Source organism: Streptomyces sp. NPDC048506 (assembly GCF_040651315.1).
Lineage (GTDB): Bacteria > Actinomycetota > Actinomycetes > Streptomycetales > Streptomycetaceae > Streptomyces.
In genome coordinates this window covers 1-14,123 of record NZ_JBEZIX010000072.1, presented here as the reverse complement: position 1 = coordinate 14,123, position 14,123 = coordinate 1, and the positions used below count along the sequence as shown (strand labels likewise).

Sequence of the window (14,123 nt, the reverse complement as noted above, 5' to 3'; positions counted from 1 at the left end):
CGTGCCGGACGTCGTCAACACCCAGCAGTCACAGGCATGGAACGGCCCCGAAGGCTCGCACTGGGCCCGCAACCAGGACCGCTGGAACGCTGTGAACGAGGGCTTCAACGAGCCGCTGCTCGATGCCGCCGGGATCACCGGGGGCCACCGGGTCCTCGACCTCGGTTGCGGCTCCGGGCAGACCACGCGCCTTGCCGCGGTCAGGGCGCCCCAAGGGCATGCGCTGGGCCTCGACCTGTCCGGCCCCATGCTGGCCGCGGCGCGGGCCCGCGTGGAACGGGAGGGCATCGCCAACGCTTCCTTCGCGCAAGGGGACGCCCAGGTGTACCCCTTCGAAGCAGGCGCGTTCGACGTGGCGGTCAGTCGCTTCGGGGTGATGTTCTTTGCCGACCCGGTAGCGGCCTTCGGCAACGTCGGTCGCGCGCTGCGGCCTGGCGGGCGCCTGGCGTTCGTCTGCCCGGCCGATGCCGCGCTCAACGGGTGGGTGGTGGCGATGGCGTCCCTGCGCGGCTTCCTGCCCGTCGGCGACTTCGGGCGACCGGGGCTGCCCGGCATGTTCTCCTTGGCTGCCCCGGACCGCATCCGCGAGGTCCTGGCCGCATCCGGGTTCACCGGCATCAGCATCAACCAGGCGCAGGCGTACGGGACATGGGGACACGGAGCCGAGGACGCGGCGGAGTTTCTGTTGGGCACCGGCCCCGGCCACCACCTGATGGAACAGGCTGATCCGGCCGCGCGGGCGCAAGCCCGCCGCATCCTGACGGACCATCTGCGCGCCCAGCAGGCAGCGGACGGCACGGTCCGGCTGCGCAGCACGTCGTGGCTGGTCACGGCGAACCGCCCGGCCGACCCATCGGACAGGCTCTAGTGTTCTGAGGAGCAGGTGATGAGCACTGCCTCGGTTCATCAGGATGTCGACGGGCGGAAATGCCGCTTCATCCAGCGCCCGCAGCTCCCGGGCGTTACCCCCGGCCCAAGGTCTCTTCTCGGAGTTCTCCGAAGTGTCTCGGGAAACGAGTCAGGGCTTTGACCTGCTGGGGTGGATGAGAGGCGACCGGCAAATGGATCACCCGGGCTCGACTGCGTTGCTGGACCACTGCCCGCGGTCTTCCGGAGCGAGGAAGAAGAACCAGCCCGGGGTGACATGGTAGGAACCTTCGCAGGTGGCGATGTCCGGGCCGTTGTGCAGCGTCGTGCGGTAGGCGATCCCGCTTCCGAGGTAGGCCATGCTGTCCGCTCCCACAAGGAGCATGAGTGCCACGGCCAGGTGGAGCATCGGGCGCAGGGGACGACGTGAGGGCGTTCTGATGGCCCGGACCGTTCCGGTGACGGACACGGCCGCGGCTGTGACGATGAACAGGATCGAAGCCAAGGTGGACGCCGTCAGGGATCCTGGGGTTCGACACAGGATGTAGAACTGGGGCGACGGAACCGCGGCGGGTGCGCGCTCATAGAGGGCGAGCCAGACGGCTGCCATCCCTGATGCGGGGATGAAGAGCCACAACCGGTAGATCTTCGAGTGCCGTTCGGCTATTGCTTCACCCTGCATGCATCTTCCTCATTCGGCACCGGGACCAGTCGGTGCCGACTTCGTCCATGGCTCGGTGGGAGGCGGCTACGAGCCCGCTTGGCACCAGCACCGCGGCGTCGTCAGGACGCGAACCTGCGGTCTTGTTCCCGCGTATCCGGAATCTGCATCGTGGCCGGAGTTGCGGGGGTTGTCGAGGCCGGGGCCGGTCCAGTTGAAGGGGCGGAAGATGGTGTAGCGCAGGTCCCGGTGCTGGGCGAGGGCGTGGATGACGCGGTCCAGCAGTTGTTTGGAGGCGGCGTAGATCCAGCGGGAGGTGTCGACGGGCCCGTAGGCGAGTGGGCTGGTACGCGGCCGGGGTGGCGACGGCGATCAGGGGCAGGCGCACGTCGGCCCGGCGCAGCTGTTCCTAGATCCAGTCGTTGTGCTTGGCCACGTCGCCGGTGCGCAGGGTCAGGCGAGGGCGTTCGGGGACGTCCGCGAGGCGGTCGGTGTTCAGGTCGAGGCCGCGTATGTGGCCAGTCGGTGCGTTGGAGTGCGGCCCGGATCAGGTGGCTGCCGATGAAGCCGCCTATGCCGAGGATGTACATCGGTGGTCCGCCCCGCCTGCGGTGAGTACGGCTCCGTGGCGCAAGGCGTGCGGAAGGTCCTTGGGTGCTCTGCGGCGGCCGCCGAGTTCGACCTCGTCCAGGCGCAGGCGGCGGCCGTCGCCGCATACCACGTACGCCCCGCGGCCTCGACGTGTATTTCCCCGGGACGGCATGCCGCGCCGGGCAGGAGGTGACGCCAGTACGCGCTGAACAGTTCCCGTGGCGCGAGCGCGCGGATGCGGTCCGGCGCGTCCGCGGTACCCGGATCGGCATGGCGTACGGGGATGCCCAGGGCTGTGGCAGTGGCGGCCACCGACCCGAACCAGGTTTTCTCCCCCGGGTCGTAGTGGTGGGTGTACACATAGCCGATCTCCACGCCGAGCGACGCCTTCGCGCCTTGCAGGGCCAGCCCGGGTTCACAGGTGAGTCAGTAGCAGCCGACTTTTCCGGTGAACAACCGTCCCTCCTGCGGCAAGCCTTCGAATTGGCCTACCAGGACAGGCCTATCGGTCGCTGCCTTGGCACATGAGCTGGCTTGGCCAACTACGCGAGTACGGGGACTACTCGGATTCCAAGAACAGCACCCCGTCCTACGCCTGGTGCACCAGTGCCTGTCTGACGGGTCGAGAGTGTTCAGAGTTGCTGTCGCGCTTGGTGGGGTCAGATACCGCGTTCGATCATGTCGATGACGTGCTGGCCGGCGTCGTGGGCCTGGGTGGGGTGGAGGTCGCGGAGGGGGCCGTCGACGAGGAGGGCGGCGAGGCCGTGAACGGCCGACCAGGCGAGGAACTCGGCACCGGGGCGGCGGTCTTCGGGCAGGAGTCCGGCCTCGACGAGGCCGTCGAGGGCTGCGCCGAGGAGTTCGAAGGGGGTCTTGCCGGTGGTGCCTGCGGCGGTGTCGGCGGCGGCGTGGGTCGTACGCCCGCTTCTCGTATCTGGTGGCCATGGCCCCGGACACCTTGAGCGCCGAGATCGTGCGCTCAACTTCCTTCCTGCGACGGCAGGTTCGCTGGTCAAACGGACAGGGCCGGCCGCCCGCGCTGCCGCGGCGTCGACGGTCGGCCCGCTGGTTCTTCGGCTCGGAGATGGTGTGCTTGATCTGCCGGCAGCGCAAGCAGCGACGGTTGCGGCCTGAGCCAAAGGCCCGGGTCCGCACACAAGCGGTCCGGCCGGGTACGTGGACCGCCCCCGTCCAGCCGGCCGATCATGTGACAGCCTTGCGCAGAGCGTTGTCCGGGGCATGGGGAACCCGTTCCCCAGTAAACGGTGCAGTTGGCCCTGCGACGATCAGCCCACCACAGCGGGGTCGAACAGGACGGCGTGTTCGAAGTGGGCTTGAACGGGCAGGGACCTCGGCCTGTGCCGGGGGCCCTGGCAGAGTGGTGGGGCTGGGCCGGTTGGTTGCGGGGTCAGCCGAGGACGGCGGCGCCCTTCTCGTCGTAGGTGCTGCCATCCAGCGGCCGTAGTCGGGTTCGGCGGTGACAGGCTCCCAAACCGTCAGCCCGTCGTGAGCATCTCACTGGTGCATTCACCTGCATTCACCTGCATTCACCGAAGGCACCGAACCGCAGGCGATTCGGCCGTAGGGTTGGTCCGAAGCCTTCGGACAGGACGACGCGATGCTGATCGATTTCACCCCGGATCAAGCCCTCTACCCCTTCGAATCCCGCTGGTTCGATTCATCCGCCGGCCGGATCCACTACATCGACGAGGGATCCGGGATCCCCATCCTGTTCTGTCACGGCAGCCCCACGTGGAGTTTCCTCTATCGCAAGATCATCGGTGAGCTGCGCGACCGGTTCCGCTGCGTGGCGGTCGACTATCTGGGCTTCGGCTTGTCGGAACGGCCGCCGAGCTACGGCTACACCATCGCCGAACACGCCACTGTCACCGGCGAACTCGTCGATCATCTCGGGCTCGACCAGTTCGTGATCATGGGCCAGGACTGGGGTGGACCGATCGGCACCGCCGTAGCCACCGAGCGAGCCGACCGGGTTCGTGGGCTGGTGCTCGGCAACACCTTGTTCTGGCCGGCGGAAGCCTGGACCATGAAGGCCTTCGGCCGGGTCATGGGAAGCCCGCCGATGCAGCGGCAGATCCTGCGCAACAACCTCATAGTCGAGCATTTCCTGCTCGGTGAGCTGCGGAACAAGCTCAGCGCCGCCGAGGCCGATCACTACCGCAAGGTGCAGCCGTCACCCGAAGCCAGGCGCGGCATCGCCGTCATGCCCAAACAGATCCTGACTGCCCGCCCCTTGCTCGAGCAGCTGGCTACGGACGTGCCTGCTCGACTCGGCACCAAACCGACCCTGCTGGTCTGGGGAATGAAGGACATGGCCTTCCGCCCCGCGGCGTGCCTGCCGCGGATGCGCGACACCTTCGCCGATCACAAGGTCGTCCAGCTGCCCAACGCCAGGCACTACATCCCCGAACACGAGCCCAGCGTGATCGCCGAAGCCATCACCGAGCGATTCCTCTAGCTAGGACTTGTCCGGCCGGTCATGTTTTTTTCGGAGCCAGATGGTGAGGGCTGCGGCGGTTGCGGTGCCGAGGTAGACGTAACGGCGTTTGTCGCAGCGGGTGGCGACTGCCCGGTGCTGCTTGAGGCGATTGATGGTCCGTTCGACGGTGTTGCGCCTCTTGTGGCACTCCTCGTCGAGGCCCGGTGGCCGTCCCGCCGCGTGAGCCTTTACGCAAGCGGGCGGCCTGGCTGTCTGCTTTCTCGGGAATGGCGCGCCGGACACCGCGACTTCGCAACTCGCTGCATCGTCGAGGTGTGCTCTCCACCGCCTCTGGTATCGACGCACTGGCTCGCTTCGGTCGCGCGCTCGCCGATCATCGCCCTCTCCTTCCTCGCGCTGGCCGCCTACGTCACCGTGGACTCGGCGCGCGCTGACCGGCACGGGTGAGGTGGGGCATTCGACGCCGGGCATCGTCCTGGCTGCCGTGTCGCTCGCGATCATGCCCTTCCTGTCCGCTGCCCAGCGGCACGCCGGACGCGAGCTCGGCTCCGCCTCGGTCGTCGCGGACTCCCAGCGGACACTGCTGTGCACCTACCTCTCCGGCGTGTTGCTGGCCGGCCTGCTCGCCAACTCCCTACTCGGCTGGTCCTGAGCAGACCCGATCGCTGCTCTGGTGATCGCTGCTGTGGCCGCCAAGGAGGGGTGGGAGGCGTGGCAGGGCGGCAACTGCTGTGCGCCGCCTCTCAAGGCCATCTCGAAGGCAGAGGAGGCGGGTTGGGGATGCGGTGAGGGGTGCCTGTGCTGTGGCCCCACCGGTGAGGCGAGCAGTCGATGAGCGGCTGGGCCTACCGCAGGCGGACGCAACACAGGTAGGTGAGGGCGGCGGCGAGCGCGGTCGCTGCCAGGGGGAGCCAGGCGCCGGTCATGGCGTGGGGGCCTTGCGGAGGCTGGCCTTCGGGGTGAGCGCACCGCGAAGGGCCTCGACCTCCTGGCGGAGCTGGCGGAGCTTTCCTGCTCCTGCTCGCGCGTGGCGTGCGAGGACTGGTCGGTTGCCGGGCGCCGGGTGCGCATCATGAACCACATCATCAGGCCCATGCCGACGGGGCAGGCAAGCGTCGGGAGTACGTAAAGCAGCTGGTCCATCACAGGTCCTTCAGGGTCTTTCGCGGGGCGGGGCGGGGCGGGGCGGAGGCGCGCGGCGTCGAGGAGCCCGAGAGGAGCCCGAGAGGGACCTCCCGGGCCCGGGGCCAGCTCTTGAGCGGACCTTCTCCATCGAGAGTCCGCGGCTTCCGGCTTCGTTCCTACGCCGGCGACGCTAGAACCTTCCCCCTGGGGCAAGGTCAAGGGATTCGGTGGTGCGGACGTCGCCGACCGGTGCCTAGCCTTGAGGAGCGTGGTGTTTCCCCGAAGGCCGCGTGTGCGTCGACGTGAGTGGGGCCGGTAGGGGAGAGAAGGGATCTCCGAATGTCCCATGAGCCTGCCAAGAAGGTGCCGAAGGGCCCCCGCGCACGGGCTGCCGCGATGCGTGCGCAGGCGGCGAGGGAAGAACGGCGGCGGCGTGTGCTGATCATGCTCGCCGTGAGCGTTGTGGTCCTGGCGGTCGTCGTCGGCATCACGCTCGCGGTGGTCTCGTCGGGCGGCGGTCCGTCCCGTAACCAACCGCCGGCCGAGGTGGGCATCCCCTCCACCCCGATGAAGACCGCTTCGGGCCGTACGACGCCTCCGCCGTGGGATGCGCCGGGTGATCCTTCCGTGCGGGTGAAGGCCGCTGGGCTGCCCATGCTCGGCGCGGAGGGGAACGTGGAACACATCCACGCTCACCTGGACGTTCTCGTGAACGGCAAGCCGGTCTCCGTGCCCGCTGACATCGGCATCGACCAGCAGGCGCAGAAGATCAGCCCGCTGCATACGCACGACACAAATGGCGTGATCCACATCGAGTCCCCGGTCAAGGCCACCTTCTCCCTCGGCCAGTTCATGACCGAGTGGAATGTCGCCCTGACGCGGAACTCCATCGGCGGGCTGAAGGCCGGCGGTGGCAAGGAGTTCCATGCCTACGTCAACGGCAAGGAGATCCCGGGCAACCCGGCCGCGGTCGAGTTCAAGGCGCACGACGAGATCGCGCTCGTCTATGGGCCGGCCGGCCAGAAGGCCAAGGTGCCCAGCAGCTACAACTGGCCGAAGGGCGAATGAAGTCGCAGGTCAGCGGGCGGGATACGGTCGCCGAGGCGGGTCTGCGAGGGTCCGGACGGGCGTGCGATGCGGGGTTATGGACGTGCTTTAGCATTGCCTGCATGACGCGACGCGTACGTCCGGCGCTCCGGGTTTGGACCGGGGCGCTCTTGGTGTGCGCGCTCATGCTCTGCCTGGGAGGGCTGGCCCGTCCCGCAATGGCGATGGCGATGCCGGGACCGATGGAAATGCCTTCGACCCCTTCCACCATGGTCGGTGGGCATATGGCCGGGCACCCGTCGTCCCACGGCTCCGGGCCGTCCGCGGCGCCGATCACGTCAGGGGTGGCGGACGGCGCGCCGCACTGTCCGATGTCTGATCAGCAGTGCAGCGCCCCCAAGGCCACCCTTCTCCACGATGTTCCGCCTGGCCCGGCGCTTGCCGGCCTGCCGGCCGCGATGGCCTGCTCTCTCGCTGCTGTGGTGGCGCAGCCCAATGCGCCACCTCCGGCGCTGCCTCCTCCTGATCTCCACCGGTTGTGCGTGTCGCGGACGTGATGGTTCGACGCCTGCGGGGCTAGCAGTTGTTGCTGCCCTGCGGGACGCCGATCTTCCTCACGTCCGCCTGGCACGCCTGTCATCCCGTCACTTCGTGCGCGTGCCGTCGTATCCGAACAGGAGTCACGACGCATGTCGTCGTCCATCACCTTGCTCATCACCGGTGTGAGCACCGGTCTGCTTGCCGGTGGTGCCTCGTGCGCCGCCGTTCAAGGGGGGCTGTTGGCCGGTGCGGTCACCCGCCGCGATCGGTCCTCGGACCCCGCTGCCGCCCGCGCTGACTTCTCCAAGTCCCCCTCGTCCTCCCAGTCATCCGTGAAGCGGCCGGTCGCTTCGCGCAGTGCGGGCGCGGCCACCCGGCGCGGCCCTTCCGCCGCATCCCTGGACCTCAGCGCCAAGAACCTGGCACCGGTTGGCGCGTTCCTCGCCGGCAAGCTGCTGTCCCACACCCTTCTCGGTGCCCTGCTCGGGGTCTTCGGCGACGCCTTGCAGCCCAGCCCTCGTATGCAGGCGGTGCTGCTGCTGGTGGCCGGGCTGCTCATGGTGCTGTTCGCGCTGGACCTGTTCGGCGTGCATGCCGTGGCCCGGCTGGTGCCCCGGCCTCCGGCGTCGTTCGGCCGGTTCATGCGGCGTAGTGCCAAGACCGATTCCGTCGCCACGCCTGGCCTGATCGGTTTCGCGACGGTGCTGGTGCCGTGCGGGGTGACGCTGTCGATGGAGCTGCTCGCCATCACTTCGGGGTCCCCTGCGGCCGGGGCGCGGTGATGGCCGGGTTCGTGCTCGGCACCGCGCCGCTGTTCGCCGTGCTCGGCTACGTCTTCCGCCGCACCAGTCGGGCACTGTCGGGAAGGCTGGCCGCGCTCACCGGCGTGGTGGTGTTGAGCATCGCCGTCTGGACGATGGCCTCTGCGCTGCAGGCGGGCGGCTGGGTGACCTTCGACGGTCCTGACCAGCAGTCGGCGGCGAGCGCGCCGTTCACCGTCGAGGGCGGCGACCAGGGCGGTTCCGGGGGCGGCGGGAGTGCGTCGGCCCCTGGTGCTCCGGTGCGTAACGACGCGTCCGGCAAGCAGATCGTCACCGTGACCGTGACGGACTTCTACGCGCCTGCTCAGATCACCGCCAAGGCCGGCGTGCCCACCACATTGGTGCTGCACGGCCAGGGCGCGAACGGCTGCGCCCGCGCCTTCACCATCCCCGAACTCGGAGTCCGGGAGATCGTCAAGCAGGACGGCGACACCAAGATCGACCTGGGCAAACGCAAGCCCGGGACCCTCCGATTCTCCTGCGCCATGGGCATGAAGACCGGCGCCATCAACTTCTCCTGACGAGGTCGGAGAGAAGCCAGAAAGAGGTCAGACATGAAGCTGTTCAGCCGTAAGGACAAGACCGAGGCCGACGGCCCGCAGGTGGAACTCCTCGTCGAGGGCATGCACTGCAACAGCTGCGGCCTGCTCATCGACGACGAGCTGGAGGACATCCCCGGCGTCCGCTCGTCCGCCACCGACATGAAGACCGGACGCACCACCGTCCGCCTTGAGGAAGGCGCCGACCTCGATGTCGCCGCGCTCGTCGCCGCAGTGCAGCAGGCCGGCGAGTACAAGGCCCGACCGGCAGGCTGACCGGAGAGTGACGACGGCCCGGCCGGGGAATCCCTCCCCGGCCGGGCCGTTCGCCGTAGTGGTCTCGGGTGCGAGAGACGCCGGTGGCCGGGAGGACGAAGGTGTGCCTGGACCGAGAAACACCGAGCGGTTGTGTCACTACTGGGACAAGCACGCCCTCTCGTACGACCGGCAGATGCGGTTCTTCGACCGCACCCTGTTCGGCCACAGCCGCGTCTGGGGCTGCTCCCAGGCCAGCGGCGGCGTCCTGGAGGTCGCCATCGGCACCGGCCGCAACCTTCCCCACTACCCGTCCGGTTCAAGCTCGGCGTCGTGGAGCGGCTCGCTGCCCGCAAGCCTGTCGGCACGCCGTAGAACGGGCAGCTTCAGGCGTGGTCGAAGTCGAGGACGATCCTGTTGGCCGCTGGTTGGCTCTGGCAGGGGAGCACCCGTGCCGGTGTGCCCGGCGGCCCCGGCGTGGCCTGCCGGTGGGTGACCTGCCCGGCCAGGAGACGGGCTTCGCAGGTGAAGCAGTCGCCGGAGCGGCAGGAGTACGGCACCGGGACGCCTGCGCGGAGCGCGGCGTTGAGGATCGGCTCGTTGCGGTGGGCGGCGACTTCGGTGACCGCTCCGTCGAGGATGACCGTGACGACGGAATCGTGGCCGCTCTGTTGGGGTGCGGAGGGCCGCGGCGTGGGTGACGCGGTGAAGGTCTCCTGGTGGACGCCGGCAGGGTCCACGCCCTGGGCCGTCAGCGCATCGGCGAGGTCATGAACCATGGCTTCGGGTCCGCACAGGAATGCTTCGTCGATGTCGGTGAGGTCGAGCAGTCCGGCGTCGGTCAGCCGGTGGAGTTTTCCCGGGGTGATGCGGCCGTGCAGTAGTGGGTTGTCGGGTTGTTCCCGGGTGAGTCCAGCTCCAGCTGGCCGTTGAACAGTTCGGTGCCCGGGCCGTGGCCGATGGCGATGAACAGCCCGGTGGCTGCCAGTTCGCGTGCGGCACCAGTGCGGCTGTCGCGCAGGACGACGCCGGCGAGCTTTCCGTCCGTTTCCTTGATCTCGGCGATTTCGCTGTCGAAGGCGAAGGAGATCTTGTCGTCGGCGATCAGCTCGGCGCCGAAGCGTTCGGCTTGGGCGCGCATGGCGTCTGTGAGGTCGGGGCCCTGGACGCCGTCGGCGAAGCCGGGGAAGTTCTCGACCTCGGTGGTGTTCATCAGGGCGTCGCCCGCGGTCGCGGCACCCTCGAAGGCGAGGGGTTTGAGGTTGGCGTGGGCGCCGTAGAGGGCGGCGGCGTATCCGGCGGGGTATCCGGCGGGGCCGGAGCCTATGGCGATGACCTCACGTACCTCAGCGGGATCGGCCACCGGGCTCACGCCTCCTGCTTCGCGTCGATCTCGGCGATCAGGGCCTCGATGCGCTTCTTGATCACGTCGCGGATCGGACGGACGGACTCAACGCCCTTGCCCGCCGGGTCCTCCAGCGCCCAGTCGAGGTACTTCTTGCCGGGGAAGATCGGGCAGGCGTCGCCGCACCCCATGGTGATGACGTAGTCGGATGCCTGGACGGCCTCGGTGGTGAGCACCTTCGGCTTCTGTTCGGAGATGTCGATGCCGAGCTCCCGCATCGCCTCGACGGCGGCCGGGTTGATCTGGTCGGCGGGGACCGAGCCGGCGGAGCGGACCTCGACGCGGTCGCCCGCGAGGTGGGAGAGGAATCCGGCGGCCATCTGCGAGCGCCCGGCGTTGTGAATGCAGACGAACAGCACGGAGGCGAGCGGGGCGGACGACATGAGTTCTTCCTTCAGCGACGGCGCAACGGGGATCAAGGAGCGGGGGAGCGGTGGCTCAGCAGACTGGCCCTCGTCGGTCAGCGGCTTGGGGTAGGCATCGGCGAGGTCGACGTCGGCTTCCGCCAGGAGTCGCTGCACGGTCTCTGCGCAGAAGCGTCCGGAGTGCTGGCAGGCGAGGCGGGCTGCCCCGGCGGGGAGGCGTTCGTCGGGTAGGGCGGGGGACGGGGATGCGGTCATGCGAATCCTCCGCGGGCTCGAAAGATCAGCACAGGCTGGTATCAGCTCGGGGTGATGTGACAGTATCAGTCCATGATGACGTCAGTCGACACTGACCTGATTCGGGTGCTGGCCGACCCGCTCAGGCTCCAGATCGTGACCCTGCTCGCCAAGGAGACGCTCTGCACCACGCACCTGGTCCAGGAGACCGGTGCCAAGCAGACCAACCTCTCCAACCACCTCCGGGTGCTGCGCGAGGCGGGCGTGGTCGAGACCGAGCCGTGCGGCAGGTACACCTACTACAAGCTGCGCCCGGACGCCATCGCTTCCCTCGCCGGTCAGTTCGCCGACCTCGCCAAGACCGCGCGTGCCACCGCCGAGGCGAACCTCAAGCGGTCCTGCCCCTGATCCCCGCGCCGCATCGCCGCGACAGCACCAAGGAGTCCCGTTGACCGCCACCGAGGCAGCCTCCTCCGAGGCCACCCCGCAGACCGCAATATCCACCACGGGATCCCAAGCAGCCCCGGCGGCCGCCGCGCCCCCGCTGGTTGCGCGGGCCGCCGCCGAGCTGGTCGGTACCGCCGCCCTGGTCGCGGTGGTGGTCGGCTCCGGCGTCCAGGCCACCGAGCTGACCCGGGATGCGGGCCTTCAGCTGCTGGCCAACTCGATCGCCACCGTCTTCGGGCTCGGCGTCCTGATCGCCTTGCTCGGCCCGGTCTCCGGTGCGCACTTCAACCCGGCCGTGACGTTGGCCGAGTGGTGGACGGCTCGCCGCGGCGGCGGCTCCGCGGTCACCCTCCGCGAGGCGGCCGTCTACCTTCCCGCCCAGATCGCGGGCGCCATCGCGGGCGCTGTGCTGGCCGACGCGATGTTCGGTGAGCCGCTGGTGAAGTGGTCCACCCACGACCGGTCCGACGGGAACCTGCTGCTGGGCGAGGTCGTGGCCACCGCAGGGCTGATCCTGCTGATCTTCGGCCTCGCACGCACCGACCGCCTCCGCTTCGCGCCGGTCGCCGTCGCCTCGTACATCGGCGCCGCCTACTGGTTCACCTCCTCCACCTCCTTCGCCAACCCGGCGGTGACCATCGGCCGGGCGTTCACCGACACCGTCGCGGGCATCGCCCCCGGCTCGGTCGCCGGCTTCATCGGTGCCCAGCTCGCCGGCGTCGTGGTGGGTCTGGCCCTGGTCGCGGTGATCTTCATGAACGGCAAGGCCGACACGGACGCCGGACAGCCCGCTGCATGACCCAGCGGGCCGATGTGGTGGTGATCGGCGGCGGCCAGGCAGGGCTCGCCGCCAGCTACCACCTGCGCCGCTCGGCGTGGACTTCGTCATCCTCGACACGCAGTCCACGCGGGGCGGCGCCTGGCAACGGACCTGGGATTCTCTGCGGGTGGAGACCGACTCCGGCAGCCGGCGGGCGCGTGCGGTCATCAGCGCCACCGGCACCTGGTCATGCCCCTCCCTGCCCGCCGTTCCCGGCCGGGAACTCTTCACCGGGCGGCAGCTCCACACCGTGGGATACCGCCACCCGGCCGACTTCACCTGACAGCGCATCATCGTGGTCGAATGCGGCAACAAGGCCGCCGTCGACGGCAACGCCGACGCACTCCGGCTCCCCAAGGGGGCGATGGGGCCTGAGGTGCCGGTCCGCGGTCAGCTTGCGGGTGTGACGTGGTTCTGGTCTACGGCGTGGCGCAGTGCCCTGGCCAGCTTGACCGCATCGTCGTTGGCCCAGAAGTGCATGTAGAACAGGCGTGGGTTCTCGGTCAGGGTGTGGCTGTGCAGCTCGACGATGTCGATGCCGCCGGCGCGCAGGGCCTTGATGACGTTCTGGATCTCGTCGGCGGTCATGGTGAAGTCGCCGTTGATGGCGGCTTTGCCGCCCCCGGTGGGCTGGAAGTTGATGGACGTGTTCACGCCCAACGCCGGTGTCAGGACCTTGTCGTCCATGGTGACGGTGTTGGTGCGGGCGAAAGTGAACTTGTAGATCCCGCCGTCATTCGTGCCCTTGGCGCCGAGGGACTTGTCGATGGCCGCGGTGTCCAGATCGATGGGGCCGGGTGTGCTGGGCTTGGCGGGCGGCGGGGTGTTGGTGGTGTCCAGCACGGTCTTGAGGGCCGTTGCGATCTTCCGGGCGTTCTTGCCCTCGGCGTGGAAGTGGGTCCACCAGACCTGCGGGTCCTGGGCGAGGAGGTGCTTGTGCACCGCGGTCTGGTCGATGCCGGCCTTCTGTAGCGCGTCGGTGACCTTCGGCAGCTCGTCCTCGGTGACCACCAGGTCGCCCATCGCTGTCGTGGTGCCGTCGCCGTAGCGTGCGAAGGCCGCGTACGAGCTCAGAGCCAGACCGGGCTTGACCTGCACACCGTGCGAGGTGACCTTCAGGTCCCTGCGCGGGAAGCTGACCCGGTAGACCGCGCCGCCCATCACCTTGCCCTCCCGGCCCAGGGCTTCGGCCACCCCGCTCCAGTCCTGCGGGCTGGTGGGAAGCGGCTGCTGCGTGTCGTGCGCCTCCGCACGGCTGGTGCTCCGGCTTTCGCCTGCGTTCTCGCCGCCGGCTGCGCCGCAGGCACCGACCAGGAGTACTGCGCCGGTCGCGGCGATCAGCCGCAACGTACTTTTCACGTTCGTCACTACCGGTCTCCGTTCTTTCGCCCATCCAGGTGATGCAACCGGGGTCACCTCGCATGGCGGGCGGGCCGGCGAAACACCGACACGCGCGTCCCCGCGCTGCACAGGGGCCTTGACTCCAACCGGAGCCACCGCCGGCCCACCTGACGTACTCCACCCACAGTCGGAGACATCGCCCGTGTCTGCCACCGAACAGCCGTCACCACCCCAGTCGCAGACCGGGTCCCCGGCCGGGGCCGTCGTCGGACGCCGACGGGACGCGGATTGCTTGCGCGACGGATGTCCCTGCCGGGGCAGAGCCATGACATACGCGACCACAGTCGGCGTCTGAGGAGCGGGACCGCATTCCCGATCGAGGGTGTTGGGTCACGCCGGGTGGTGCTCTCCTTCCGGCTCAGCGCCACCCGGCTTGGTGGTCGGCCCTGCCTGTGGGGGCTCGTGGGGCACGTGGCGAGGCGGTGGTGGAGCCCTGTGCGCTCTTCCGCCAGCAGGGGATGTCCAGGGTGACCACCGCGCCCCGGCCGGTGTTCTCGGCTCGTACGGTGCCGTCGTGTGAGGCGGCGACGGCGGCCACGAGCGC

At 69.1% G+C, this 14,123-nt stretch carries 14 protein-coding genes and 6 pseudogenes; 10 read left to right on the top strand and 10 right to left on the bottom strand.

Annotated features, from left to right (window positions below; translation table 11 throughout):
* The first annotated feature begins 1 nt into the window (after window position 1).
* Window positions 2-868: a methyltransferase domain-containing protein gene (locus AB0C96_RS38610; RefSeq protein WP_362924395.1), complete on the top strand. Its 867-nt coding sequence runs from the start codon at window positions 2-4 to the stop codon at window positions 866-868.
* A 198-nt stretch (window positions 869-1,066) separates the two neighbouring features.
* Here AB0C96_RS38610 and AB0C96_RS38605 read toward each other — a convergent pair whose 3' ends face one another.
* The 4 genes and pseudogenes from AB0C96_RS38605 to AB0C96_RS38590 form a co-directional block, all read right to left on the bottom strand.
* Window positions 1,067-1,549, bottom strand: coding sequence for a hypothetical protein (locus AB0C96_RS38605; RefSeq protein WP_362924393.1), 483 nt, complete (start codon window positions 1,547-1,549; stop codon window positions 1,067-1,069).
* Window positions 1,550-1,615: 66 nt separating this feature from the next.
* Window positions 1,616-1,876, bottom strand: a pseudogene (locus tag AB0C96_RS38600) (NAD-dependent epimerase/dehydratase family protein); the annotation flags it as partial.
* 902 nt (window positions 1,877-2,778) lie between these two features.
* On the bottom strand, window positions 2,779-3,102 hold the full coding sequence (locus AB0C96_RS38595) for a TetR-like C-terminal domain-containing protein (RefSeq protein WP_362924391.1): 324 nt from the start codon (window positions 3,100-3,102) through the stop codon (window positions 2,779-2,781).
* A pseudogene (locus AB0C96_RS38590) lies at window positions 3,035-3,308 on the bottom strand (IS5/IS1182 family transposase); the annotation flags it as partial. The gene AB0C96_RS38595 and the pseudogene AB0C96_RS38590, both read right to left, overlap by 68 nt.
* A 429-nt stretch (window positions 3,309-3,737) precedes the next feature.
* Here AB0C96_RS38590 and AB0C96_RS38585 point away from each other — a divergent pair.
* Window positions 3,738-4,598 (top strand): haloalkane dehalogenase, encoded by an 861-nt coding sequence (locus AB0C96_RS38585; RefSeq protein ID WP_362924389.1) that lies wholly within the window; start codon window positions 3,738-3,740, stop codon window positions 4,596-4,598.
* Here the strand turns inward: AB0C96_RS38585 and AB0C96_RS38580 are convergent.
* Window positions 4,599-4,875 (bottom strand): annotated as a pseudogene (locus tag AB0C96_RS38580) (IS5/IS1182 family transposase); the annotation flags it as partial. It abuts the gene before it with no gap.
* 77 nt (window positions 4,876-4,952) lie between these two features.
* Here AB0C96_RS38580 and AB0C96_RS38575 point away from each other — a divergent pair.
* The 5 genes and pseudogenes from AB0C96_RS38575 to AB0C96_RS38555 all read left to right on the top strand — a co-directional run.
* A pseudogene (locus tag AB0C96_RS38575) lies at window positions 4,953-5,415 on the top strand (cation transporter); the annotation flags it as partial.
* A gap of 629 nt (window positions 5,416-6,044) precedes the next feature.
* Window positions 6,045-6,773 (top strand): hypothetical protein, encoded by a 729-nt coding sequence (locus tag AB0C96_RS38570; RefSeq protein WP_362924388.1) that lies wholly within the window; start codon window positions 6,045-6,047, stop codon window positions 6,771-6,773.
* A gap of 668 nt (window positions 6,774-7,441) precedes the next feature.
* A complete protein-coding gene (locus AB0C96_RS38565; RefSeq protein ID WP_362924386.1) occupies window positions 7,442-8,074 on the top strand; it encodes a sulfite exporter TauE/SafE family protein in 633 nt (210 codons plus the stop codon).
* Window positions 8,074-8,634 (top strand): cupredoxin domain-containing protein, encoded by a 561-nt coding sequence (locus tag AB0C96_RS38560; protein ID WP_362924384.1) that lies wholly within the window; start codon window positions 8,074-8,076, stop codon window positions 8,632-8,634. The genes AB0C96_RS38565 and AB0C96_RS38560 overlap by 1 nt, the downstream gene beginning before the upstream one ends.
* A 33-nt stretch (window positions 8,635-8,667) precedes the next feature.
* Window positions 8,668-8,928, top strand: coding sequence for a heavy-metal-associated domain-containing protein (locus AB0C96_RS38555; protein WP_362924383.1), 261 nt, complete (start codon window positions 8,668-8,670; stop codon window positions 8,926-8,928).
* A gap of 365 nt (window positions 8,929-9,293) precedes the next feature.
* On the opposite strand, the gene AB0C96_RS38550 is transcribed toward AB0C96_RS38555, so the two are convergent.
* From AB0C96_RS38550 to AB0C96_RS38540, 3 genes and pseudogenes are all read right to left on the bottom strand, one after another.
* Window positions 9,294-9,686: a 2Fe-2S iron-sulfur cluster-binding protein gene (locus AB0C96_RS38550; RefSeq protein WP_362924381.1), complete on the bottom strand. Its 393-nt coding sequence runs from the start codon at window positions 9,684-9,686 to the stop codon at window positions 9,294-9,296.
* 131 nt (window positions 9,687-9,817) lie between these two features.
* Window positions 9,818-10,270 (bottom strand): annotated as a pseudogene (locus AB0C96_RS38545) (hypothetical protein); the annotation flags it as partial.
* Window positions 10,271-10,275: 5 nt separating this feature from the next.
* Complete coding sequence (locus AB0C96_RS38540) at window positions 10,276-10,695, bottom strand: arsenate reductase ArsC (RefSeq protein ID WP_362924430.1); 420 nt, start codon at window positions 10,693-10,695, stop codon at window positions 10,276-10,278.
* 309 nt (window positions 10,696-11,004) lie between these two features.
* Here AB0C96_RS38540 and AB0C96_RS38535 point away from each other — a divergent pair, with 309 nt between their 5' ends.
* The 3 genes and pseudogenes from AB0C96_RS38535 to AB0C96_RS38525 all read left to right on the top strand — a co-directional run.
* Window positions 11,005-11,319 carry a metalloregulator ArsR/SmtB family transcription factor gene (locus AB0C96_RS38535; protein WP_362924379.1) on the top strand — a complete coding sequence of 105 codons (315 nt, stop codon included), beginning with the start codon at window positions 11,005-11,007 and terminating at the stop codon, window positions 11,317-11,319.
* 88 nt (window positions 11,320-11,407) lie between these two features.
* Complete coding sequence (locus tag AB0C96_RS38530; RefSeq protein ID WP_362924429.1) at window positions 11,408-12,157, top strand: aquaporin; 750 nt, start codon at window positions 11,408-11,410, stop codon at window positions 12,155-12,157.
* Window positions 12,154-12,458, top strand: a pseudogene (locus tag AB0C96_RS38525) (NAD(P)-binding protein); the annotation flags it as partial. The gene AB0C96_RS38530 and the pseudogene AB0C96_RS38525, both read left to right, overlap by 4 nt.
* 110 nt (window positions 12,459-12,568) lie before the next feature.
* Here the strand turns inward: AB0C96_RS38525 and AB0C96_RS38520 are convergent.
* Entirely contained in the window at window positions 12,569-13,546 is a 978-nt protein-coding gene (locus AB0C96_RS38520) for a DUF1259 domain-containing protein (protein ID WP_362924377.1), read from the bottom strand.
* Between the two features lie 391 nt (window positions 13,547-13,937).
* On the bottom strand, window positions 13,938-14,123 hold a 186-nt coding region (locus AB0C96_RS38515), incomplete at its 5' end, for a hypothetical protein (RefSeq protein WP_362924376.1).